This is a genomic window from Pseudomonas sp. p50(2008), assembly GCF_015351605.1.
Classification (GTDB): Bacteria; Pseudomonadota; Gammaproteobacteria; order Pseudomonadales; family Pseudomonadaceae; genus Aquipseudomonas.
The window spans coordinates 121871-145059 of sequence record NZ_JACMYF010000009.1; the positions used below are offsets into that span (position 1 = coordinate 121871).

At 58.5% G+C, this 23189-nt stretch carries 18 protein-coding genes; 8 read left to right on the forward strand and 10 right to left on the reverse strand.

The genetic code is table 11. The features are described 5' to 3' along the window. Positions 1–10: 10 nt before the first annotated feature. Complete coding sequence (locus H7698_RS24055; protein WP_064676461.1) at positions 11–532, reverse strand: DUF2059 domain-containing protein; 522 nt, start codon at positions 530–532, stop codon at positions 11–13. Between the two features lie 192 nt (positions 533–724). Between H7698_RS24055 and H7698_RS24060 the strand changes: the two genes are divergently transcribed. Beyond that, the gene (locus tag H7698_RS24060) at positions 725–2119 is read left to right on the forward strand and encodes a class II fumarate hydratase (protein WP_194692981.1); all 1395 of its coding nucleotides are present in this window, start codon (positions 725–727) and stop codon (positions 2117–2119) included. A 105-nt stretch (positions 2120–2224) separates the two neighbouring features. Here H7698_RS24060 and H7698_RS24065 read toward each other — a convergent pair whose 3' ends face one another. Then, complete coding sequence (locus H7698_RS24065; protein ID WP_194692982.1) at positions 2225–3187, reverse strand: DMT family transporter; 963 nt, start codon at positions 3185–3187, stop codon at positions 2225–2227. A gap of 210 nt (positions 3188–3397) precedes the next feature. Here H7698_RS24065 and H7698_RS24070 point away from each other — a divergent pair, with 210 nt between their 5' ends. After that, entirely contained in the window at positions 3398–3592 is a 195-nt protein-coding gene (locus H7698_RS24070; protein ID WP_162436374.1) for a DUF6316 family protein, read from the forward strand. A 138-nt stretch (positions 3593–3730) separates the two neighbouring features. On the opposite strand, the gene H7698_RS24075 is transcribed toward H7698_RS24070, so the two are convergent. Continuing rightward, positions 3731–4915 carry a thiolase family protein gene (locus tag H7698_RS24075; RefSeq protein WP_194692984.1) on the reverse strand — a complete coding sequence of 395 codons (1185 nt, stop codon included), beginning with the start codon at positions 4913–4915 and terminating at the stop codon, positions 3731–3733. 102 nt (positions 4916–5017) lie between these two features. Next, positions 5018–6532: a polyphosphate:AMP phosphotransferase gene (gene pap / locus H7698_RS24080; protein WP_194692985.1), complete on the reverse strand. Its 1515-nt coding sequence runs from the start codon at positions 6530–6532 to the stop codon at positions 5018–5020. 180 nt (positions 6533–6712) lie between these two features. Between pap and mnmC the strand changes: the two genes are divergently transcribed. Beyond that, positions 6713–8695 (forward strand): bifunctional tRNA (5-methylaminomethyl-2-thiouridine)(34)-methyltransferase MnmD/FAD-dependent 5-carboxymethylaminomethyl-2-thiouridine(34) oxidoreductase MnmC, encoded by a 1983-nt coding sequence (gene mnmC / locus H7698_RS24085; RefSeq protein ID WP_194692986.1) that lies wholly within the window; start codon positions 6713–6715, stop codon positions 8693–8695. Between the two features lie 5 nt (positions 8696–8700). Here the strand turns inward: mnmC and H7698_RS31675 are convergent, their stop codons facing one another. Beyond that, positions 8701–8835 (reverse strand): hypothetical protein, encoded by a 135-nt coding sequence (locus H7698_RS31675; RefSeq protein WP_268932918.1) that lies wholly within the window; start codon positions 8833–8835, stop codon positions 8701–8703. 75 nt (positions 8836–8910) lie between these two features. Continuing rightward, a complete protein-coding gene (locus tag H7698_RS24090; RefSeq protein WP_328803766.1) occupies positions 8911–13515 on the reverse strand; it encodes an NEL-type E3 ubiquitin ligase domain-containing protein in 4605 nt (1534 codons plus the stop codon). 296 nt (positions 13516–13811) lie between these two features. Here H7698_RS24090 and H7698_RS24095 point away from each other — a divergent pair, with 296 nt between their 5' ends. From H7698_RS24095 to H7698_RS24110, 4 genes are all read left to right on the forward strand, one after another. Next, on the forward strand, positions 13812–15584 hold the full coding sequence (locus tag H7698_RS24095; protein WP_194692987.1) for an N-acetylglutaminylglutamine amidotransferase: 1773 nt from the start codon (positions 13812–13814) through the stop codon (positions 15582–15584). Between the two features lie 3 nt (positions 15585–15587). Beyond that, a complete protein-coding gene (ngg, locus tag H7698_RS24100; RefSeq protein WP_194692988.1) occupies positions 15588–17336 on the forward strand; it encodes an N-acetylglutaminylglutamine synthetase in 1749 nt (582 codons plus the stop codon). A gap of 174 nt (positions 17337–17510) precedes the next feature. After that, on the forward strand, positions 17511–18701 hold the full coding sequence (locus tag H7698_RS24105; RefSeq protein WP_162436381.1) for an osmoprotectant NAGGN system M42 family peptidase: 1191 nt from the start codon (positions 17511–17513) through the stop codon (positions 18699–18701). Positions 18702–18766: 65 nt separating this feature from the next. After that, positions 18767–18994, forward strand: coding sequence for a YheU family protein (locus H7698_RS24110; RefSeq protein WP_194692989.1), 228 nt, complete (start codon positions 18767–18769; stop codon positions 18992–18994). A gap of 53 nt (positions 18995–19047) precedes the next feature. Here the strand turns inward: H7698_RS24110 and csrA are convergent, their stop codons facing one another. The 3 genes from csrA to H7698_RS24125 all read right to left on the reverse strand — a co-directional run bounded on the left by csrA (position 19048) and on the right by H7698_RS24125 (position 20591). Continuing rightward, a complete protein-coding gene (csrA, locus tag H7698_RS24115; protein WP_194692990.1) occupies positions 19048–19227 on the reverse strand; it encodes a carbon storage regulator CsrA in 180 nt (59 codons plus the stop codon). 151 nt (positions 19228–19378) lie between these two features. Then, entirely contained in the window at positions 19379–19711 is a 333-nt protein-coding gene (locus tag H7698_RS24120; RefSeq protein ID WP_162436383.1) for a YnfA family protein, read from the reverse strand. 64 nt (positions 19712–19775) lie between these two features. Beyond that, positions 19776–20591 (reverse strand): SDR family oxidoreductase, encoded by an 816-nt coding sequence (locus H7698_RS24125; protein ID WP_194692991.1) that lies wholly within the window; start codon positions 20589–20591, stop codon positions 19776–19778. Positions 20592–20877: 286 nt separating this feature from the next. Between H7698_RS24125 and H7698_RS24130 the strand changes: the two genes are divergently transcribed. Next, the gene (locus H7698_RS24130; protein ID WP_010461760.1) at positions 20878–21030 is read left to right on the forward strand and encodes a DUF3309 family protein; all 153 of its coding nucleotides are present in this window, start codon (positions 20878–20880) and stop codon (positions 21028–21030) included. Between the two features lie 62 nt (positions 21031–21092). Here the strand turns inward: H7698_RS24130 and H7698_RS24135 are convergent, their stop codons facing one another. Further along, entirely contained in the window at positions 21093–23186 is a 2094-nt protein-coding gene (locus H7698_RS24135) for an LTA synthase family protein (RefSeq protein ID WP_162436385.1), read from the reverse strand. Positions 23187–23189: the final 3 nt, after the last annotated feature.

Consider the following 23189-nt stretch of genomic DNA (forward strand, 5'->3'; position numbering starts at 1 on the left):
CGAACTCCGCTTACGGCTTTTTCTTGGCAGGAGCGGCGCCTTTAGGCTCCAGCTCGGCCGTCATGTCAGCCAGCAGCTTGTTGACCACAGGCACCGCGCTTTCCAGCTTGGCCTGAGTCATCTGAGCCGATTGCTGAGTCAGCTGAGGCATTTTTTCCAGGACTTTCTTGCCCAGTGGGGACTTGTAGAACGCTACCAGGTCCTTGAGCTCGGATTCACTGAAGTTGGTGGTGTAGAGCTTGACCATGTCCGGCTTCAGCTTGTTCCAGCCAATGGCTTGGTCAAGCGCAGCGTTGGCCTTGGCCTGATAGGTTTCCAGCAGCGCTTTTTTCGATTCAGGTGCTTTGGTTTGTTCAAAGCGCTGAGCGAACATTTGCTGCACTTGCATGTACACCGGAGTGCCCAATTTGTCAGCGTGCGCCAGGGTCAGGAAAGCCTCGGCACTGGCGTTGTGGCTGGCGGTATCGGCAAAAACAGGGCCGCTGGCGCAAACCAGTGCAACCGCGGTACAGATGGCACGAAGACGAGTCATCGAGTTTCCTTTTCTAGCAGGCGAGGTAAAACCCCAAGGGCGTCCATTCTGCGCCTAAAAAAGTGTGTCACTCAACCCCAAGCCTTGTGGGGCCTTATTTAGAGGGGTTTAACAGGCAAATTCGAGACGGATGGAACCTCGGCGGACGATCACGGCCTAAACTGCGCTATCAGACCTACAGGAGTGTGCATGATGAGCCGTATCGAAACCGACAGCCTTGGCCAGGTTGAAGTCCCGGATGAAGCCTATTGGGGCGCTCAGACGCAACGCTCGCTGATCAACTTTGCCATTGGCAATGAACGCATGCCGCTGGCGGTGCTGCACGCCCTGGCCCTGATCAAGAAAGCCGCTTCTCGGGTCAATGACCGTAATGGCGACGTGCCTGCCGACATTGCCCGCCTGATCGAACAGGCCGCCGACGAAGTGCTCGATGGTAGCCATGATGATCAATTTCCCCTGGTGGTCTGGCAGACCGGCAGTGGCACCCAGAGCAACATGAACGTCAACGAAGTGATCGCCGGACGTGCCAATGAGCTGGCCGGCAACCCGCGCGGTGGCAAATCCCCCGTGCATCCCAACGATCACGTTAACCGCTCCCAGAGTTCCAACGATTGCTTCCCTACGGCCATGCACATTGCGGCAGCCCAGGCCGTGCAGCAGCATTTGTTACCAGCCATCAGTGAATTGTCTGGCGGTCTGGCCGAGCTGGCCGCGCGCCACATGAAGCTGGTCAAGACTGGCCGGACACACATGATGGACGCCACGCCGATCACCTTCGGCCAGGAAATCTCGGCATTCATCGCCCAGCTGGATTACGCCGAACGAGCGATCCGCAGCGCGCTGCCGGCCGTCTGCGAACTGGCGCAGGGCGGCACGGCCGTCGGCACCGGTTTGAATTCGCCGCACGGTTTCGGCGAAGCCATCGCCGCTGAACTTGCGGCCCTCTCCGGTTTGCCGTTCGTCACCGCTCCCAATAAATTTGCCGCACTGGCCGGCCATGAGCCGCTGACCACGCTGTCCGGCGCGCTGAAGACCCTTGCGGTCACCCTGATGAAAATCGCCAACGACTTGCGCCTCCTGGGTTCAGGGCCGAGAGCCGGTTTTGCCGAAGTCAAACTGCCCGCCAACGAACCCGGGAGCTCGATCATGCCCGGCAAGGTCAATCCGACCCAGTGCGAAGCGTTGTCGATGTTGGCGTGTCAGGTCATGGGCAACGACGTGGCAATCGGTTTCGCCGCGAGCCAGGGCCACTTGCAGCTGAATGTGTTCAAACCGGTGATCATCCACAACCTGCTGCAATCGATTCGCCTGCTGGGCGATGGCTGCAGCAACTTCCAGCAGCACTGCATTGCGGGCCTTGAGCCGGATGCGGCGAAAATGGCTGAACACCTGGAGCGTGGTTTGATGTTGGTGACGGCGCTCAATCCGCACATCGGCTATGACAAATCGGCGGAAATTGCCAAGAAGGCTTACAGCGAGGGCCTGACCTTGCGCGAGGCAGCGCTGCAGTTGGGGTACCTGACGGATGAAGAGTTTGATGCCTGGGTGCGGCCGGAGAATATGCTGGAGGCCGGGGCCAAGGGCTGAGATTTCAGGCGTCTGACGGTCAGTCATCGCGGGCAAGCCCGCTCCCACAGGTGATCGCATATCTCTGTGGGAGCAAGGCTTGCCCGCGATGAACGATGACGCGGCCTAACGACCCACCGCCATCCGCACCCGCCGCGCTTTCAGTCCTGCAATCAACGAAGGTCCCAACGCCACCAGCGCCGAGCCCAGCACTACCAGCACCGCCCCGCCATACCCCAGGCCATTGATCGTTTCAGCGTGCACATACTCCGGCCACATCCAGGCCGCGAACGCCACCGCGACAAAGGTCACCAGGGGTGTAATCGCCAGGGTCGCACTGACCCGCGACGCTTCCCAATGGGCCAACGCCTCGGCAAATGCGCCATAGGCAATCAGGGTATTCATGCAGCACGCCAGCAACAGCCATCCTTGCAGCGGCGTCAGTTGCATTACTTCCAGCGGATGCACCCAGGGTGTCAGCAATGCCGCGCAAAACAGGTAGATCACCATCATCACCTGCAACGAATTCCACACCGTCAGCAGCTGTTTTTGCCCCAGGGCATAAAACGTCCAGACCGTGGACGCCAACAACACCAGTAGTACGCCGGCCGTGTAATCCGTCAGGGAAGTGAGCAATTCACTCAAACGCTGGTTAAAAAACAATGCAAAACCGATCAGCAGTACCAGCAGGCCAATCCCCTGCCCCACGCTAAAGCGTTCCTTGAACACAAACAGGCTGGCGATCAACAACATGATTGGCCCCATCTGTACGACCAACTGCGCAGTGCCCGGGCTGAGCAGGTTAAGCCCCATCAAATACAGCACATAGTTGCCGACGAGGCCGAGCACGGCCATTAACACCAACCACCCACCGCGGGGACCGAGCACTTTGTAGCTCGGCAGGCGTCTGGTTGCCGCGAGATAAATGAACAGGCATCCGCCGGAAACCGCCAGGCGAAACCAGGTGACCGTGACCGGATCCATCACCTGCAGCACTTGCTTGAGCTTGATCGGCAGGATTCCCCACAGCACTGCGGTCAGCAAGGCGAGGAACAGACCGTATACCCAGCGACCCGATGAAATGTGCATGCGAACCCCGAAGCCAATTGGCGAGAACCGTCATTCTAGGCGCAACGCCTGACCGCACACAGGGACAGTTACCCCCCGGCCGCGAATGCAACTGTGCAGGTCGTTTCGTCTGACGGGCCTAAGCCGTCGATCAGATGGTCGGGCGCTTCAACAGGTTCAGACATAAGCTGATTGGATCCGCCCACAGGAATACAGCGTCAGGAGAACTCCATGTACGGCATGCGCGCCCAGGACAACGCCCCCGCTACGCACTTTCGCAGCGACCGGATATGTCGAATCAATGGGGAGTTGTATTTCAGTACCCGGGAAAACACCCAGGAAGGGCCGTTCGAAAACCCCGAGCAAGCGGCGCGGGAGATTCAGGCGTATATCGAGCGGATGCAGAATTTAAGTGCCAGGCGGTAGACCGGGGCGCTGCCATCGTCGGAATGCCGCCCAGACCAAGCTCGGCTCCCACACTGGATCATCGGCGCACACCAAATCCCTGTAGGAGTGAGCCTGCTCGCGATGGCTATTGAGCAGGCAACACAAATCTTTCGAGACTCAAAGCACCGCCTCAAACAACCCCGTCGCGCCCATCCCGCCACCCACGCACATGGTCACAACGCCGTAACGCAGTTTACGCCGCTGCAACTCACGCACCAGATGCCCGACCTGACGCGACCCGGTCATACCGAAAGGATGGCCGATGGAAATCGAGCCGCCGTTGACGTTGTATTTTTCGTTGTCGATTTCCAGCCGGTTACGGCTGTACAGGCACTGTGACGCGAACGCTTCGTTGAGTTCCCACAGATCAATGTCGGCGATCTGCAAACCCTTGGCCTTGAGCAATTTAGGCACCGAAAAAACCGGGCCGATGCCCATCTCGTCAGGCTCGCACCCGGCGACGGTAAAACCACGGAAGAAGGCTTTGGGTTTGAGCCCAAGTTCCAGGGCTTTTTCCAGGCTCATCACCAGAGTCATCGAAGCGCCGTCGGAGAGCTGTGAAGAATTGCCCGCGGTTACCGAACCGTCTTCGGCAAATACCGGCTTCAGCCCGGCCAGGCTTTCCAGCGTGGTATCCGGGCGATTGCAATCGTCACGATCGACGATGCCGTCGAGTATCTGCACCTGGCCGGTCGCCTTGTCTTCAACGCGGTATTTCACCGCCATCGACACGATTTCGTCATCGAACAATCCCGCAGCCTGAGCCTGGGCGGTGCGCAGCTGGCTCTGCAACGCATACCGGTCCTGCTCTTCGCGGCTGACGTTGTATCGACGAGCGACGATCTCGGCGGTTTGGCCCATCGGAAAATAAATCCCCGGTACCTGCTCTTTCAGTAGCGGATTGATCAGGTTGTCAGTGTTGACACTTTTCATGGTCAGGCTGATCGACTCGACACCACCGGCGACGATAATGTCGCTGCAACCCGAAGCGATCTGGTTGGCGGCGATGGCGATCGCCTGCAAGCCAGACGAACAGAAGCGATTGAGGGTCATGCCGGCAGTGCCTATGCCCAGACGGGACAGCACGGCGACGTTGCGTCCAATATTGAACCCTTGGGCACCCTCGTTTGATCCGGCGCCGACAATACAGTCCTCGACACTGGCCGGATCAATGCCTGAGCGGGCCAGCAGCGCATTGACGCAATGGGCCGCCATGTCGTCGGGGCGGGTCTGGTTGAATTTGCCGCGAAAGGATTTGGCCAGGCCGGTCCGCACGCTGTCGACGATCACCACTTCACGCATGGCATACCTCATTGTTGTTGTCGGTTGAGAGTGGACTGAGCATAAGTCCACCCCTTCACCGACTGCGACAATCATTCACCTCGCGTATGCGCAGCCATCGGCTCAATCCTTGTGTTTCTTTGCCTTCTTGTCGGATTTTTCGAAGGCTTCTTCCAGCGCCAGATTGATCGTGCGCAAGACTTTAACCCGGGCCCAGCGCTTGTCATTGGCTTCCACCAGGGTCCAGGGCGCGATCTCGGTGCTGGTGCGGTCGACCATGTCGCCAACTGCCGCGCGGTAGGCGTCCCATTTTTCGCGGTTGCGCCAGTCGTCTTCGGTGATCTTGAAGCGTTTGAATGGAATCTCTTCCCGGGCCTGAAAGCGCTCCAGTTGCGTCTGCTTGTCGATGGACAGCCAGAATTTGACCACGATCACTCCGGCGTCGGTGAGCTGCTCTTCGAAATCATTAATTTCGCTGTAGGCCCGCAACCAGTCCGCCGGTGGGCAGAACTCTTCGACACGCTCCACCAGTACTCGGCCGTACCACGAACGATCGAACACGGTGAACTTGCCCCTGGCCGGGATGTGCCGCCAGAAACGCCACAAATAGGGTTGTGCCCGCTCCTCTTCAGTTGGCGCAGCAATCGGCACGATGCTGTATTGACGTGGATCCAGCGCTGCCGCAACCCGACGGATCGCACCGCCCTTGCCCGCCGCATCATTGCCTTCGAACACAGCCACCAAGGCATGGCGGCGCATGCGCTTGTCACGCATCAGCCCGGAGAATCGGGCTTGCTCGGTAATCAGCTGCTCCTCGTAATCGTCCTTTTCCAGATGCTGGGTCAAATCCAGGCTGTCGAGCAGGTTCAAATGATCGACACTCAGCGGCAACGGTGCGGCGCTGACTTTATCGGGGTGAATCGTCTGACGTTTCAGAGCGTTTTGCAGGCCCTCAAGCAGAATCCTGCCCACCGTCAAGCTGCGGTAATGCGGGTCAACGCCTTCGATCACATGCCAGGGCGCGTAGTCACGACTGGTGCGACGCAACACGCGCTCGCCGTATTTTACGAATTTGTCGTACGTCTTCGATTGCTGCCAATCCAGCGGGCTGATGCGCCAGCTGTGCAGCGGATCATCCGCCAGGGCTTTGAGGCGCGCGTTCATTTGTTTTTTGGACAGGTGAAACCAGAATTTGAAGATCAGCGCGCCTTCATCGCAGAGCATCTGCTCCAGTCGTTCGGCAGCATTGATGCCTTGGTCGAGCCTTGGGTCTTTAATCAGCCCGTGAACACGGTCCTGCAACATCTGGCTGTACCAGTTGCCGAAAAAAACCCCCATGCGGCCTTTGGCCGGAAGCATCCGCCAGTAACGCCAGGCGGGCGGTCGTGCCAGTTCCTCGTCGGTTTGCTGATCAAAGGTACGGACCTCGATCAGGCGCGGGTCCATCCATTCGTTCAGCAGCTTGACGGTCTCCCCCTTGCCGGCCCCTTCGATGCCGTTGATCAGGACGATGACCGGAAACCGGCATTGCTGTTGAAGTTCGAACTGAGCGTCGAGCAAGGCTTCACGCAAGGCCGGCACTTCGGCGTCATAGGTTTCTTTATCGATGGCGTGACCAATTTCGGCAGATTCGAACATGGATGGTTCCCTTTCCAGATTGAGCAAGACTAGCGGATTGAGTAGTTTCCCGCGGGAGAATTCCATTTGCCGAGCCTGCCGCAGAATTTTGTGCGAGGTGGCGAAGGTTTGCATTGCCATGGATCAGGCTCCGCCCTGGTGATCAGTTAGAATGGCCGCCTTGCCGTTGCCGAGCCTGCCATGAAACCTGTATTGCCCCACGCCCAGCTCGATTGGGACGACCAGGGACTCCCGCGTTCGCGGGTGTTCGATGATGTGTATTTTTCCGATCTGTCGGGACTGGACGAAACACGTTACGTATTCCTCGAGCAAAACCGTCTGCAAGAGCGTTTTGCCGCGCTGCCGGTTGGCGGTCGATTAGTGATCGGTGAGACCGGTTTCGGCACCGGGCTGAATTTTTTATGTGCCTGGCAACTGTTCGAGCAGCACGCGGTGGCGGGTGCGCGGTTGCATTTTGTCAGCGTCGAAAAGTACCCCTTGAGCTTGCCCGATCTGCAACGCGCACTGGCGTTATGGCCGCAGCTCAAGCCCTTTGCCGATCAATTGCTGGCCCAGTACGTGGCAATCCATCAAGGGTTCCAGCGTCTGGTGCTGGATAACGGCCGCGTCACCCTGACCCTGCTGATCGGCGATGCGCTGGAGCAACTGCCACAACTGGACGCACAGATCGATGCCTGGTTTCTCGACGGCTTTGCTCCGGCGAAAAACCCCGACATGTGGACCGCCGAACTGTTTGCACAATTGGCCCGCCTGGCAGCGCCTGACTCGACCATCAGCACCTTCACCAGCACCGGTTGGGTACGTCGGCTGTTAAATGCCGCAGGCTTCAAGATGAAGCGCACCCCTGGCATTGGACACAAGTGGGAAATCCTGCGGGGCACCTTCCTCGGTTGGCCGCAAGATGCTCCGGCACCGGAGACCGCCAAGCCCTGGTTTGCTCGTCCGGCGCCACCGACTGGCGAGCGTCGTGCCCTGGTGATCGGCGCCGGCCTGGCCGGTTGTGCCAGCGCCGCCAGCCTCGCCGCGAGGGGTTGGCAGGTCAGCCTTTTGGAGCGCCATGATGCGCTGGCTCGAGAGGCCTCGGGCAATCCCCAAGGCGTGTTGTACCTCAAGCTTTCCGCCCACGGCACCGCACTGTCGCAATTGATATTGAGCGGCTTCGGCCACACCCGACGTCTGCTTGAACATTTGCAACGGGGCGTCGATTGGGATGACTGCGGGGTACTGCAGCTGGCGTTCAATGCCAAGGAAGCAGAACGACAAGCGCAGCTGGCTGCTGCCTTTCCTGACAATTTATTGCACACGCTGGATCGGGAGCACTGTGAGCTTCGCGCCGGCATCGCGTTGCAATCCGGAGGCCTGTTTTACCCCGAAGGAGGTTGGGTGCACCCACCCGCCCTGTGCGAATGGCAAGCCGCGCATCCGAACATACAGGTCCAGACCCATAACGATGTACTGGAGCTGCGCCGCACAGACGGTCAGTGGCAAGCCTGGGATGGCGCTACCTTGTTGGCCGAGGCACCGGTGGTGGTGCTGGCCGGCGCCGCCGAGATCAAGCGTTTCCCCTACAGCGCCGACCTGCCCCTCAAACGGATTCGCGGACAGATCACCCGTTTATCCCAGACCTCTGCAAGCAGCAGTTTGAGCACGGTGGTCTGCGCCGAAGGCTACGTCGCACCCGCTCGCCTGGGTGAACACACGCTGGGGGCCAGTTTCGATTTCCACAACGATGACCTGACACCTACCGCCGCCGAGCATGCCGGCAACCTGAAGATGCTCGAAGAAATTTCGCCAGACCTGGTTACACGTCTCGGCGCGGACACCCTGCAACCAGAAGCGCTCGAAGGTCGCGCCGCCTTTCGCTGCACCAGCCCGGATTACCTGCCGATTGTCGGCCCGTTGGCGGATGCCGAGGCGTTCACCGACGCCTACAGTGCCTTGAGCAAGGATGCCCGGAAAATCCCGGACATCCCTTGCCCCTGGCTGAACGGCTTGTATGTCAACAGCGGCCACGGCTCAAGAGGGTTGATCACTGCACCGATTTCAGGCGAATTACTAGCGGCCTGGCTCGACGCTGAACCCCTGCCACTGCCCAGGGCCGTGGCCGAAGCCTGTCATCCAAACCGCTTTGCCTTGCGGCGATTGATCCGCGGCAAGGCTTGAGGCTCTTAATCCAGAATGAAACAGGTCTTCATTTTTTCTGCTTCCATGGCTTGCTCGGTGAGGCGTTTCAACAGACCTGTTTCAGCCAGCTTCAGCTCATCGGCAATGCCGTCGACATGCGCACGAAGCCCTGTTCCCAACTTCGCCTCGTTTTCAAAGGCCGTCTGTACTCGCTCCTGAAAGGGAGCGGCAAGGTCGGTGAATTTCTTGCCATGTTACTCACGCAAAAATTTCCCCCAGAACTCGCGTTTGCTCAAGTCAGCTGACAGTTCGGAAGTCGCTTCGGCAGCAATGACCTTGTTGTAGGCAGCATTCAGGTCCGCCGTGTTAACGCCACTCAGCGATGCATAGCGCATATGCCTGGGCTGGCCGATAAGCTCGAGCTTGTCGGCCAGGCCGGTGCGATAGGCCAATTCCACTTCCACGGGATCGCGTTTGGGGTTGGCCAACACATTATCCTGGGCGAGCTTGGCGAGATAATCCTGGCGAAACAGGCGCCGTCCCAATTTGAGTAGCCGGGCAGCCTGATCATGAGTATTGGCGGACTGGCGAACCAACGTGTCGATGTCGACGGTGACTTCAAGGTTACTGAAAATGGTCGCCGCCGAATCAACGCAATTACTTTTGACCGCCATCGGTAATAGCTGATCGCGCAACATCGAGTCAGCCTTGGCCGCCTCGATAACTCTCCAGACCCGATCACTCATGTCCTCATGCACATAGCGATTATCGGCGGTGCTTCCCACCTCGGCCAGCAATCTGAAAAAACCGTCGGACCCGGGTTCGTTCTTCAGTGCAACCCATGTGCGATTACGACTGGCGTAAAGTTCTTCGCGACTATCAGGCATCCACAGTTCTCGAGCTTTTTGCTCGTTGATCACCGCATGATCATCTTCAAGAAAGCCCATCCCGATGCCGGTATTGCCACGATAAGTTTCAAGCTTCGTACGGCTCGCTGCGGACAATGGGTTGTGCCGCAAATTGATCCTTCGGGCGAATCGCCGCGGAACATCGAACAACCACGCGGGCAGTTCTTGAATGTCGTTACCGCGCAAATCCACCATGTCCAGGTAAGGCAATCGGGCAAGCCCCACAGGTAACTCCGTGGCATGGGTGTCGCCGAGGAACAGGGCTTGCAGATCCAGCATTTTGCTGACATCCACCGTGGCTCCCAACCGGTTACCGCTCAACCCGAGCGTACGCAAATTGCGCATATCGCCTAGTTTTTTGAGGGTATGTTCGGTCAATGCCAACTTGTTGCGGTTCAAGATCAAATGTTCAAGGTCGGGCATGTGTGACACTGCTTCAGGCAGTCGTGTCAGTTGATTGCCATCCAGTTCCAACCTGACAAGATTTTTGAAGGGCCTCAGGAAGTACGCCAGCTCATCACCTGCGTTCATGTCTCTGATGATGAGGCTGCGCACATGAGCGACGTCGTGTTCGGTCAGCGCCGGCAGTTGGCCAGCGAAGTTGCGCTCGATTTTGAGCGTTACAGGCTGATCCCGCGGTGTTCGCGGCGCAGTTACCCGACGCCAGCAGTTTTCGATGGTTTGGGCTATCTGGCGACGGCTGACGCGCACATCATTGAACTGTCCCGGTAGCTTCTTCATCTCCACCTGGTCGTTGCTCCAGGTCTGCAGCACTGCACGCAATTTCTTCAGCTGCTGCTCCAGTGCCTTGATTCGATTTAACCGCAACGTGTGGGTAGTGCCCGCTTCATCAAGAAAGGCTGAAACCTGGGCATCGGTGAACAGCGGGTACAGCTTTCGAACTTTACGAATCAAGGCTTTTTCGTAGACGGTCGCCTCGGCAGGGTCAGCCTGGATCCCACAGGAAGAAAGGTGTTCGGGGACTTCGCTGTGCTCACCTCGCAATACCCGAGCGGTGCGTGCGCGGTCCGCCGTGGCAGCCGAGCCCAGGCGCTCGCGCAGTAAGGTCACACTAACGTCATCGGCACCTGTAAGCCCCATGCGGATGCGTCGGGCTGCAGGCAGTGCGTGGAATATCGATTCGGCGAGCGTGGCGCTTGCTTTGTCGGCTATCAACGTGCCGGTCCCCCGGTTGACTTGATAGCCCGTCGGCGTTTTGATGATGACCCCGCTCAACGGCGCATCTGCGGAACCAACACTGTCCAGCAACTTTCCGGTGGTTGACCCTTCTCGCAACTCCAGTCGATAACCCGTCTCCCAACCTTGCACGCGATCCAGCAGCCTGAGGCTCAGCGTGTTCGTATCGGCATTGGCCAGCTCTGGAAAATGCAGTCCGGTGAGTGCACGGTCCAGCCTGAGCGAACGCTGCGCCTCGCTGACCTGCGCCGATAAATCAAATCCCGGGAACTTGCGGTCGCGAAAAAACACACGATCTCGTTGACTCGCTTCGTCAAGCAACTTGCGAGCTACCCGGGTGGGAACGTCGGCAGCGTGCTCACGCAATGTCGCAACATCTCCCGTGGCTTCGCCGTCATAGGCTTTGTAGAGCCACTCGAACAGTGGTTGGCGATTACTTTTAACGGATGACGCAATCTTTCTGGCCAGCAACGTTGATTGCGAATCGGTCGTCCCTTTGCCGACAATGGCCTCAACTTGTTTCGAATAAAGACCATCGATCACAGCATCCAACAACTTCCCTGCATTCAGCTGCGCTTGAGTAACGCGTACGCTGTTAACGTCGTCGCTACTTTTTGCAGTCCCCTCAGGAAAGCGAGAAACGACTGCGCCGTCCGCATCGAGCACCTGGATGAATCGTTCTTCAGGCCAGCCGGACAGCCTTGGCAATGTATGCAGCTGCGCCTGTAGAAAATCGGTGCTCGCGGTATCGCCACGTTCCATGGCCAACACCACTGCAGTGATGCGCCGATTCAGTTTGAAGCGTTCGACGCAATCATATAGCCGTGGTGGCAAATCCAGATTGCCCAGATGCAATCGGTGAAGCTCGGCAGGCGACAAACCTACAACATCGGCGATTTTTGTCAGGTCACTGTTGGAAAAACCATTTAAACGGGGATCTGTACGTTTCAATGCATACCCGCTGCTCGGCCACTCAAGCGCGTGCTCATGCACATGCCGCCAGCCGCCTTCGACGCTTTGTTCAATGGCTGGCGCGAATGCGTCCTGGCGTACTGGGTGGTTTACCTGCCACGCATATTTCTCAGCGTTATGGGTGACGCGATAGACCTTATCCTCCATGACGACAGAGGTGTGCCCGCCGTGCTTGTAAATGCCCTTCGCATCCGGCTGCACTGTTTCCGGTAACGCCAATGTCTGCTGATAGGGCTCAAGATCTGGCTTCCACAGCCTTTGTTTACCATCGGCGCGCGTCACTGCTTCGAACCCATCAAAGAACGCCGCTTGCTCTTTCGCAACCCGACGCAAGGCGGCCGACGCCACTTTGCCGGCCGCCGCGAACGCCGCCATCTGCGCAATGTTCTCGACAACATTCAGCAAATGCGACAACGCTTTGTGCGGCTCGCCGTGCGCCCAGTCCTGCACACCTTCATAGACCTCGCTGACAATGTCGATGACTGCCACAGCCATCATCAATTCGCCCAGTACCGGTACGAAAAAAGAGGCTGCGTTCAAGAACAGAAGACCGCCATTGAGCAGCCTCTGAACGGTTTTTTCCCGTTGTACTTCGTCCACTTCTTCGGTCGTGACCGCGAGAACCCGGGCATCTCGCTGGGTCTTGCTGATGAATGCGCCGAAGAAGAAATCAGCAACACAGTCCGCGGGTGTCGCGACAAGCGTGCCCAGTACTTTGTCTTCGTCAAATGCAGTAAAAAAATCGGATTTATCGTGCCCGGGAAGGAATTGGCCGGCGAAGTACGCTCTGTAGGCTTTGGTTTGCAACTGACGAGAGAGGTAAGCCTTGAAGTCATCCAGCGAGGCGTATTCATAGAGCGGTCGCTCGGGGTCGTTCGGCAGGTACACCACGCATTTCGCCTTCGGCGCGGTGTCGATCGAGGCTTTGGTGAACACCAGCGCCCCGCAGATGCATGCATCATCGATCATCAAGCCTTGCCAGATTACCGACGCACCGTCGAAGACGGCGCCTTTGGTTTGTGCCGCAGGGAGTTTTTGTGCAATGACGCTCAGCATCATTGTGTAAACGGCTTCGGTGATGTGCTTTTTCAGGTAGGCGATATGAACGGCGATTTTCAGATCAAGCAGCTTCAACTGCCGGATGTCGGCCGCTGAGGCGTTTGCACTGCTTGCAGACGTGGCCGGCAATGCCAATACCTCGGCGATATGGCGCTGATAACGCGCACCGAGGTCAAGCTCGCGACAAATCAGCGCGAATTTGGTCGGGGTAATCGCCGCACCGGTCTGGGCTTGTCCATTGATTCGTATCAACGAGTCTTTCGGGATCCCGCCGCTGCTGGATTCCTCAAGGGTGAAGTTCTCCATGGCCGCGTGCAGCAGGCTGCGAGAAGTGGTGGTGAATTTTTCCTGGAAGCTGACAGGGAACGGCGCACCAATGCCAATTATCGATCTTTTAACAATCTCCAGGGTGTCCCGCTCAACATCGAAATCGACAGTCCATTTGCTCTTGAGAAAAAGGGTCAATTGCTCCTTGCAGAACACGTCCAGCGGCTTGAGCCTCTCGAGCACCGCTGCAGCCTTGGTATAAGTGAGATCACTTTGCTCAACCGCCGCTTTCAGACCCTGCACCACCGCAAGGTCGGCATTGGCCAGCCAGGTCGGGATGTTTTTTTGCAGTACCTCGGCTTTGTCCAGATCGGCAGTATGATCGACAAAAGCAGCGCTGCGTTGCGCGGGGGTAAACGTCGTGGCCGCAAGCGTCACGTCGGATGTAGACAGCATGTGCAATATCCTTATTGCATTGAGAAGGCTTCAGTCTATTAAGCTCGTCAGGCAATTAAAAACGCGAATACCGGGTCGAATTTCCGGGCTTTCAAGCAACTACTCCTATGCATCAGATCAATAATTACCGCCCCGGCAATGCACACTCGTGCAGCGCGCACCATTCGTCAGCCAACACCCGCTTATAACTTATAGATCTAAAACTCCCGCGAATCGCTCGGGTCAGTTTCTGAGTACCCGCACTTTTGTTGCGGTATCGATAGACCCTCCCCAACGGAAAAACCGGTAAGGACTTTATGTGCGGATTAGCTGGCGAGTTACGCTTTGATCATCAACCTGCGGACCTTGCAGCCGTTGAACGAATCACCCATCACCTGGCACCTCGTGGCCCTGACGCGTGGGGCTTTCACAGCCAGGGGCCGATTGCCCTGGGCCACCGTCGCCTGAAAATCATGGACCTGTCCGACGGCTCGGCGCAGCCGATGATCGACAACCAGTTGGGCTTGTCCCTGGCCTTTAATGGCGCGATTTACAATTTTCCCGAGCTGCGCACCGAACTCGAAGGCCTCGGCTACGCCTTTTATTCCGGCGGTGATACCGAGGTGTTGCTCAAGGGCTATCACGCCTGGGGTGAAGCGCTGCTGCCGAAACTCAACGGCATGTTCGCCTTCGCCATCTGGGAACGCGACGCTAAACGCTTGTTCATCGCCCGCGACCGTCTGGGCGTGAAGCCGTTGTACCTGTCGCGCACCGGTCAGCGCCTGCGCTTCGCCTCGGCACTGCCGGCACTGCTCAAAGGTGGCGATATCAATCCGATCCTTGATCCGGTGGCGCTCAATCACTACCTGAACTTCCACGCGGTGGTTCCAGCGCCGCGTACCCTGCTGGCGGGCATCGAAAAACTGCCGCCAGCCACCTGGATGCGCGTTGATGCCGATGGCACCACCGAGCAGAAAACCTGGTGGACCCTGCCCTATGGCCCACACGCCGATGAGATGAACCTGACTCTCGAAGACTGGCGCGACCGAGTGCTGGACAGCACGCGTGATGCTGTCGCCATTCGCCAGCGTGCGGCGGTTGACGTGGGTGTCCTGCTGTCCGGTGGTGTGGATTCGAGCATGCTCGTGGGCCTGCTGCGTGAAGTCGGCGTGGAAAACCTGTCGACCTTTTCCATCGGGTTCCAGGATGCCGGCGGCGAGCGTGGTGACGAGTTTCAGTATTCGGACCTGATCGCCAAGCATTACGGCACCCAACATCACCAAATGCGAATTGACGAAAAAGAGATCATCGAGCAATTGCCAGCGGCATTTCGTGCCATGAGCGAGCCGATGGTCAGCCACGATTGCATCGCCTTTTATCTGCTGTCCCGGGAAGTCGCCAAGCACTGCAAGGTGGTGCAAAGCGGCCAGGGTGCGGACGAACTGTTCGCCGGTTATCACTGGTACCCGCAGGTCGACGGTGCAGCCGATCCGTACGCCGCTTATCGCGACGCGTTCTTCGACCGCAGTTACGACGACTACGCCGCCACCGTGCAACCGAAATGGCTGACGGCGAATGACGCTGCTGGCGACTTCGTGAAGGAACATTTCGCACAGCCGGGCGCTGACGCAGCGGTGGACAAAGCGCTGCGTCTGGACAGCACCGTGATGCTGGTGGATGACCCGGTCAAACGCGTCGACAACATGACCATGGCCTGGGGCCTGGAAGCACGAACTCCATTTCTGGACTATCGACTGGTGGAATTGTCGGCACGTGTGCCGGGCAAATTCAAACTGCCGGACGGTGGCAAGCAAGTCTTGAAAGAAGCGGCGCGACTGGTCATTCCAAGTGAAGTCATCGACCGCAAGAAAGGTTATTTCCCGGTGCCCGGCCTCAAGCATCTGCAGGGCGATACGTTGAACTGGGTGCGTGAGTTGCTGCTTGATCCAAGCCAGGATCGCGGCCTGTTCAACCCGGCGATGCTTGACCGCCTGCTGACCGATCCGCAAGGCCAACTGACCCCGTTGCGCGGCTCCAAGCTGTGGCAGCTGGCGGCGCTGAACCTGTGGCTCAGTGAACAAGGAATCTGATCGATGAAACCCCACGCCACGGCTTATAGCCAACGCTTGTTGCGCGGTCAGGCCCCTTCCTACGAACGTTTGCAAGCTCGCCTGGCCGAAGACGGCAGCGAGCTCGGCGCTGCGCCGATCGCGGTGCATTGCGGCTGGGGCCGACTGCTGATCGGCCACACCTTTGCGGACCCGGCGAGCCTTGCTCAGGAACTGCTCAACGAAAAGCCCGGTGAGCGCGATATTGCGCTGTACGTTGCCGCACCTCAGCAGATATTGGGGTTGGAGCCTGCGCAGCTGTTTCTGGATCCCTCCGACACCCTGCGCCTGTGGTTCAGCGATTACCGCCCGTCCACGCGCGTATTTCGCGGTTTTCGCATCCGTCGGGCCCAGAGCGACTCGGACTGGCAGGCGATCAATCATCTGTACCAGGCGCGCGGGATGTTGCCGATCGATGCCAGTTTGCTGACCCCGCGACATCTGGGCGGCCCGGTGTACTGGCTGGCGGAAGATGAGGACAGCGGTGCGATCATCGGCAGTGTCATGGGTCTTAATCATCACAAGGCATTCAACGATCCGGAAAATGGCAGCAGCCTGTGGTGCCTCGCCGTGGACCCGCAATGCTCGCGGCCCGGTGTGGGTGAAGTGCTGGTGCGGCACTTGATCGAGCACTTCATGAGTCGTGGGCTGAGTTACCTGGACTTGTCCGTGTTGCATGACAATCGGCAGGCGAAAAGTCTTTACGCCAAGCTCGGTTTTCGCAACCTCTCGACCTTCGCCATCAAGCGCAAGAACGGCATCAATCAGCCGCTTTTTCTGGGCCCGGGCCCTGAAGCCGACTTCAATCCGTATGCGCGAATCATCGTCGAGGAAGCTCATCGCCGTGGCATCGAAGTACAGGTCGATGACGCCGACGCCGGGATGTTCACGCTCATTCATGGTGGGCGTCGAGTGCGTTGCCGCGAGTCTCTGAGCGACCTTACCAGCGCCATCAGCATGAGCCTTTGCCAGGATAAAAGCCTCACCCACAAGGTGCTCAAAGCTGCCGGACTGAACTTGCCCTCCCAACAACTGGCCGGCAACGCGGATGACAATCTGGCGTTTCTTGACGAGCACTCACGGGTGGTCGTCAAGCCGCTGGATGGCGAGCAGGGTCAAGGCGTGGCGGTAGATTTGCAAACCATCGAGGACGTACAGCAAGCCATCGAATCGGCGCGCCAGTTCGACAGTCGGGTGTTGCTGGAAAGCTTCCACGAAGGCCTTGACCTGCGGATCCTGGTGATCGGTTTTGAGGTCGTTGCGGCCGCAATTCGGCGCCCGGCCGAAGTGGTGGGTGACGGTCAGCATTCCATCGGTGCGTTGATCGAAGCCCAGAGTCGGCGACGTCAGGCAGCGACCAGCGGCGAAAGCAAAATCCCGCTGGATCATGAAACCGAACGCACGTTGGAAGCGGCGGGTTACCACTACAGCAGCATTTTGCCGGCGGGCGAACATCTGTTCGTGCGGCGTACGGCGAATCTTCATACAGGCGGCGTTCTTGAGGACGTCACGGCGATCCTTCACCCGACACTGGTTGATGCCGCCGTGCGGGCTGCACGAGCGCTGGACATCCCGATGGTCGGACTGGACCTGATGGTGGCTTCGGCGGATCAACCCGAGTACGTATTCATTGAAGCCAATGAGCGCGCCGGGCTGGCCAACCATGAACCGCAGCCGACGGCAGAGCGGTTTGTGGATTTACTGTTTCCGCACAGTCAGCCAGCGGCGTCATAGCAGGTGTAGCAGCTGCCGAGGCACGAGGCGTTGTTGGGCTGCGCAGCGGCCCCGAGGGCGGTCCTGCGGACACGCAACGCAGCCTCGTGCCTCGGCAGCTGCTACACCGGGCTTGGCCAACCGTCTAATCACTTCATCGAAACCATCGATGTTCTTTACTCATCAGGAGTTTCCATGACCAGCAAAATCCCCGAACCAGATCTCAACTACCTGCAAAAAGTCCTGCTTGAAATGCTCGCCATTCCAAGCCCCACCGGTTTCACCGACACCATCGTGCGCTATGTCGCCGAACGACTTGAAGAGCTGGGCATTCCCTTTGAAATGACGCGCCGCGGGACCATTCGCGCCACGCTCAAGGGCAGGAAAAACAGCCCGGACCGAGCGGTCTCCGCGCACCTGGACACCATTGGCGCGGCCGTTCGTGCGGTGAAAGATAACGGGCGCCTGACTCTGGCGCCGGTCGGCTGCTGGTCCAGCCGATTTGCCGAGGGTAGTCGGGTCAGCCTGTTTACCGACAACGGAGTGATCCGTGGCAGTGTGTTGCCGCTGATGGCTTCCGGGCACGCCTTCAACACCGCGGTCGATGAAATGCCGATTAGCTGGGATCACATCGAATTACGCCTCGACGCCTACTGCGCCACCCGTGCCGATTGCGATTCGCTGGGCATCAGTGTCGGTGATTTCGTGGCCTTCGACCCGTTGCCTGAATTCACTGAAAGCGGGCACATCAGCGCCCGTCATCTCGACGATAAAGCCGGCGTTGCCGCGCTGCTGGCGGCACTCAAGGCTATTGTCGACAGTGGCGAAGAGCTGATGATCGACTGCCATCCGCTGTTCACCATCACCGAAGAAACCGGCAGCGGTGCTGCGGCGGCATTGCCGTGGGACGTCAGTGAATTCGTCGGCATCGACATCGCGCCCGTCGCTCCCGGGCAGCACTCCAGCGAACACGCAGTCAGTGTGGCGATGCAGGATTCGGGCGGGCCGTATGACTATCACTTGTCCCGACATCTGTTGCGATTGGCCAGTGACAACGAACTGCCCGCGCGGCGCGACCTGTTTCGCTATTACTTCAGCGATGCCCACTCGGCCGTCACTGCCGGTCACGACATTCGCACCGCCCTGCTCGCCTTCGGCTGCGACGCCACCCATGGCTACGAACGGACCCACATCGACAGCCTGGCCGCCCTCAGCCGCCTGCTCGGTGCCTACATCCTCAGCCCGCCGGTGTTCGCCAGCGATGCGCAACCGGCCAAGGGTTCGCTGGACCGGTTCAGTCATCAGATCGAACACGAGACGCAGATGGAAAGCGACACGCGGGTGCCGTCGGTGGACAGCCTGGTGGGGCAGCGTAACGATAGCTAGCGCGAACGCTGGTGGTGTGTTGATAACAGCCGTAGCATCGCGACATTGTTTTTGCCGAGGTGACTATGCTGATTCCATACGACCAACTTGAAGTCGACACCCTGACTCGCCTGATCGAAGACTTCGTGACCCGCGACGGCACCGATAACGGTGACGACACCCCACTGGAAACACGGGTTTTACGCGTCAGGCAGGCGCTGACCAAGGGCCAGGCACTGATTGTCTTCGACCCTGAGAGCGAGCAGTGCCAGTTGATGCTCAAGCATGATGTGCCCAATCATTTGTTCGACTGAAATGCAGGGGAGCAAGAACGATCATCATCCCGCGGCCCGTGCCGCGGCGATGATCACTTCTTGTCTCTTTTTTCAGATTGAATACGCTCGTAGATTTCGGCGCGATGGACCGTCACGCACCTGGGTGCCTCGACCCCGATTCGTACGCTGTCGCCATTGACGGCCAGTATGCGTATGGAAATGGTGTCGCCAATGGCGATCAACTCGGGGACAACGCGACTGAGCACTAGCATGGGGGGGCCTTCAAAATGACTGGACCTCGAAGATGCCCCGCCCGCGACAGGTCTTCAATGCGGTGTAGGAAATACAGTCATGCCCTACAACCTCAAGCGAACCACACCTTCGGAAAATTCTTACAAAACGGAAAAATGCAGGATTATTCCTTCAGGAAGCGGAGAAGCGTGGCCCGAAAAGGATGACGGTCGCGCCGATGACGCACAGCGCCACGCCGATCCAGTCCGAGCTCAGTGGACGAATCCGTTCGACCACGGCGAGCCAGCCAATCGAAGCAATGATGTAGATGCCACCGTAGGCGGCATAGGCGCGGCCGGCGTAGGTCGCTTCGACACGGGTCAGTAAAAGCGCGAACAGCGTCAAGCTGAGCAGTGCCGGTACCACCCACCAAGCGCTTTTGCCTTGGCGCAGCCACATCCAGAAAGCAAAGCAGCCTGCGATTTCGAACAGCGCGGCGAGAAAGAACCACAAATAATTGAGCATGTGCATGTCTCGCGAGGATGACCGATGGCGGCCACCCTAGCGACGGCATAGCGTTCGGGCAAGTTCAGCCTGCGGTTTGCTTGGCCTTGGCGCGCATTTTATCGGCCATCACGGTCATTTCGTTGTAGAGCAGTTGCGGGTTTTTCTGCTTGATCGCCCACGCCATACGGCCTTGTTCGTGGGGCAGAATCATGAATTCGCCGGCCGCGACCTGCTGATAGATGTAGTCAGCAATGTCGGCAGCCGTGATCGGCGAACTTTCCAGCAGCTTGCCGACCTGCGCTTTCATGGCAGGCGTCGGGCCACGGAACGAATCCAGCAGGTTGGTCTGGAAAAACGACGGGCATACCACGTGAACCCCTATCTCCTGCTGTGCCAGTTCGATCAGCAGGCTCTCCGACAACGCCACGACACCGGCCTTTGCCACGTTGTAGTTGCTCATGGCGGGGCCTTGCATCAGCGCGGCCATCGAGGCGATGTTGATAATCTTGCCTTTGCTGACTTCCAGCAACGGCAGGAATGCCTTGCAGCCTTTGACCACGCCCATCAGATTGATCGCGATCTGCCAGTCCCAGTCCTCAAGGGACAGCTCGTTGAAGAACCCGCCCGACGCCACGCCAGCGTTGTTGACGATGACGTCGATACCGCCGAGCTTCTCTTCACAGGCCTGGGCGAATGCCGTCAGCTGACTGTAGTCGCGCACATCACAGCGCTGGGTAAACCCATCGCCACCGGCTTCACGAACCAGCTTCAACGTTTCCTGCAGGCCGGGCTCGCTGACATCCGACAAGGCCAGTTGCCAGCCTTCGCGCGCCCAGCGCAGCGCGATTTCGCGACCCAGGCCCGAGCCTGCACCAGTGATCATCATGCGATTTTGCATAGCAAACAGCCTTGTTGTTCCGGGAAAGATCTGTCGAGTGTAGCGAAGGACCCGGGCCGACCCACGCTCCATCAGATTGCTGAATGGGCTGCTCAAACCGCGACCGTGGGCGCATCAACTAGTGCTGCATAAAAAGAAATAAGCCTGTCTTCGAAAAACATTAAAAAAAGTTGGAATTTTCTCTCACACGCCAGAGTCGGATCTTTTAAGCAGCTCGGATTTATTGCATTCCAGCTGACAGTTAAAGCTAGGTCATTCCGGAACACTTCCAACAAGGAAATAGACAATGGGCACTATTCTTATCGTTATTCTGATCCTTCTGCTGGTAGGCGGTTTACCGGTCTTCCCACACTCCAGAAGTTGGGGTTATGGCCCGTCGGGTATCATCGGCGTGGTGTTGGTGGTGCTGTTGATCCTGCTGTTACTTGGCAAGATATAAAGAATTAGCGAACAAAAAAAAGAGGCCCTTGAAAAAGGGCCTCTTTTTTATTGCCTGAACAGTTAGTCCGGCTTGCCGTCAACGACACCGGCGGTGTTGTCGATCAGGCTTTTGGTCGCCGTCTGCAGGAACGCTTCCAGTTTCTGCTTGAGTTCAGCGGTACGCGGTGCGTCCGGAATAACTTCCGCACGAGGCGATGCGCCCAGCTCGTACCGGTAAACCTTCGGCGCCATTTCCTTTTCCTTCGGCAGGACCAGGATCTGATCGGCCGTGATGATGGCGGTGGTCTGCTCACTACCCGACGGCTTGATCACACCGAAACCGGTGTCGCCTGCAGGCAGGTTCAGCAAGTCACGTCCCCAGCACTGATGGCGTACTTCGCCGCCGATCCGCCCCATGATGGTCGGCACGATATCGATCTGGGTGCCCACGGTGTGGTCGCGCTCGCCGAATTTTTCCTGGATGCCCGGTGCGATCAGCAGCATCGGCACGTTGAAGCGGCCCAGGTCCATTTCGGTGATCTGACGCTCGTTACCAAAGCCGTGGTCGCCCACGATGACGAACAGGGTTTCCTTGAAGTAAGGCTCTTTACGCGCTTTCTCAAAGAATTGACCCAGTGCCCAATCGGCATATCGCATGGCCGTCAAATGCTCGTTCAGGCTGCCACGATCGGTCACACGCTCCACCGGCAATGGCGTCGGCAAAGCGTAAGGCGTGTGGTTGGACAGGGTTTGCAGCAATGCATAGAACGGCTTGCCGTTTTCCCGGCCCTTGAGCTCGATCAGACCACGGTCGAACATGTCTTGGTCGGACACGCCCCAGGTCGGATCGGAGAACACCGGGTTCACGTAATCATTGCGACCGATGAAGTTGGTCATGCCCTGGCTGCTGAAGAAGCCCGACTGGTTATCCCAGGCGAAGTCGCCGTTGTAGACATAGACATCGTCATAGTCACGGGCACTGAGCAATTGCGGCAGGCCGGACAATTTGTGGCTGCCTTCAGGCGTCTGCATCAGGTATTCGAAGCCTGGCAGGTTCGGGAAGCAGGCCATCGTGGCGAACATACCCTGGTGGGTGTGCGTGCCGTTGGAGAAGAAGCGATCGAACAACAGGCCTTCCTTCGACAGTTTGTCGAGGTACGGCGTAATGTTGCCCGAGGCGCCCAATGCGCCGACCGAGTGACCGGCCATGCTTTCCATCAGGATCACGACGACGTTCTTGATCGGCAAGGTCTTGTCAGCGGGCGGCGTGTAATCACGACGCACGGCGGCGGTGTCGGCATCGACCAGTTTGTCGTCCGGCATCACCAGCATGTCACGCACGATCTTCTGGGCTTCAGGCTGTGGCAGCGTGGCCTTCCAGATGTTGTCGCGGTCTTCGGACATGCGGCTCTTGGCTGCAGCGATCAGCGACAGTGTGCCGTTAATGCCCAGCTGGTTGGCGAAGTTCGAGTCGGTGGTGTAGACATCACCCCAGCGCAGCGGCGGCCCTTGGCGCAGCGTGCCACGCGCCGCGACCACGCAGATCAGCAGGCAAAACACGAACACGGCAATGCGCGTGTACCACGGAGCGACCTGGCGAGTGCTGATGGTGCCACCGCTGAACGGCCCACGTGGACGGGTGGCACGGTCGGCACCCTTGAACGCGAGGGTCAGGATGATGGTGCCTGCGACCCACGCCAACAGGTAACGAACGACCGGGAAACCGTACCAGAGCATGCTCGTCACGGTTTTCGGGTCTTCTTTCACGTATTGGAACACCAGGCCGTTGAGGCGCTGGTGAAACTCACGGTAGAAATCCATCTCCATCAGGCCGAGGAACAACGCGATGCTCGAAGCAACGGTCAGCCAGAAACGGAAGAAGCCGCGGGCGGCCATGGCGCGGACACTGAACAGCGCCAGCACCAGCGGAATGCTGAGGTAGACCACGAGGCGCAGGTCGAAACGCAGGCCATTGACGAACGCTTCCACGAAGGTCGAGGCCGGGGTATCGAGGATCATCTCGCTGTTGTAGACCAGCAGCGCGAGGCGCAGCAGGCTGAACATGACCATCATGATCAAAGCGCACAGCAGCGTGTAGGCCAGATGCGATTTGACGGTCGGTTGCAGCAGGCGACTAGAAGCTCGCTGCTGTTTCAGGGCGTCCGGGTTTGCCATGTC

Bases quoted from the DNA above. Each gene is read 5' to 3' on its own strand.
- pap (WP_194692985.1), bottom strand. From the start codon at position 6,532: ATGTTCGAATCTGCCGAAATTGGTCACGCCATCGATAAAGAAACCTAT.
- H7698_RS24135 (WP_162436385.1), bottom strand. From the start codon at position 23,186: ATGGCAAACCCGGACGCCCTGAAACAGCAGCGAGCTTCTAGTCGCCTG.
- H7698_RS24110 (WP_194692989.1), top strand. From the start codon at position 18,767: ATGCTGATTCCATACGACCAACTTGAAGTCGACACCCTGACTCGCCTG.
- ngg (WP_194692988.1), top strand. From the start codon at position 15,588: ATGAAACCCCACGCCACGGCTTATAGCCAACGCTTGTTGCGCGGTCAG.
- H7698_RS24070 (WP_162436374.1), top strand. From the start codon at position 3,398: ATGTACGGCATGCGCGCCCAGGACAACGCCCCCGCTACGCACTTTCGC.
- H7698_RS24120 (WP_162436383.1), bottom strand. From the start codon at position 19,711: ATGCTCAATTATTTGTGGTTCTTTCTCGCCGCGCTGTTCGAAATCGCA.
- H7698_RS24065 (WP_194692982.1), bottom strand. From the start codon at position 3,187: ATGCACATTTCATCGGGTCGCTGGGTATACGGTCTGTTCCTCGCCTTG.
- csrA (WP_194692990.1), bottom strand. From the start codon at position 19,227: ATGCTAGTGCTCAGTCGCGTTGTCCCCGAGTTGATCGCCATTGGCGAC.
- H7698_RS24060 (WP_194692981.1), top strand. From the start codon at position 725: ATGAGCCGTATCGAAACCGACAGCCTTGGCCAGGTTGAAGTCCCGGAT.
- H7698_RS24090 (WP_328803766.1), bottom strand. From the start codon at position 13,515: ATGCTGTCTACATCCGACGTGACGCTTGCGGCCACGACGTTTACCCCC.
- H7698_RS24125 (WP_194692991.1), bottom strand. From the start codon at position 20,591: ATGCAAAATCGCATGATGATCACTGGTGCAGGCTCGGGCCTGGGTCGC.
- H7698_RS24105 (WP_162436381.1), top strand. From the start codon at position 17,511: ATGACCAGCAAAATCCCCGAACCAGATCTCAACTACCTGCAAAAAGTC.
- H7698_RS24055 (WP_064676461.1), bottom strand. From the start codon at position 532: ATGACTCGTCTTCGTGCCATCTGTACCGCGGTTGCACTGGTTTGCGCC.
- H7698_RS24075 (WP_194692984.1), bottom strand. From the start codon at position 4,915: ATGCGTGAAGTGGTGATCGTCGACAGCGTGCGGACCGGCCTGGCCAAA.
- H7698_RS24130 (WP_010461760.1), top strand. From the start codon at position 20,878: ATGGGCACTATTCTTATCGTTATTCTGATCCTTCTGCTGGTAGGCGGT.
- mnmC (WP_194692986.1), top strand. From the start codon at position 6,713: ATGAAACCTGTATTGCCCCACGCCCAGCTCGATTGGGACGACCAGGGA.
- H7698_RS24095 (WP_194692987.1), top strand. From the start codon at position 13,812: ATGTGCGGATTAGCTGGCGAGTTACGCTTTGATCATCAACCTGCGGAC.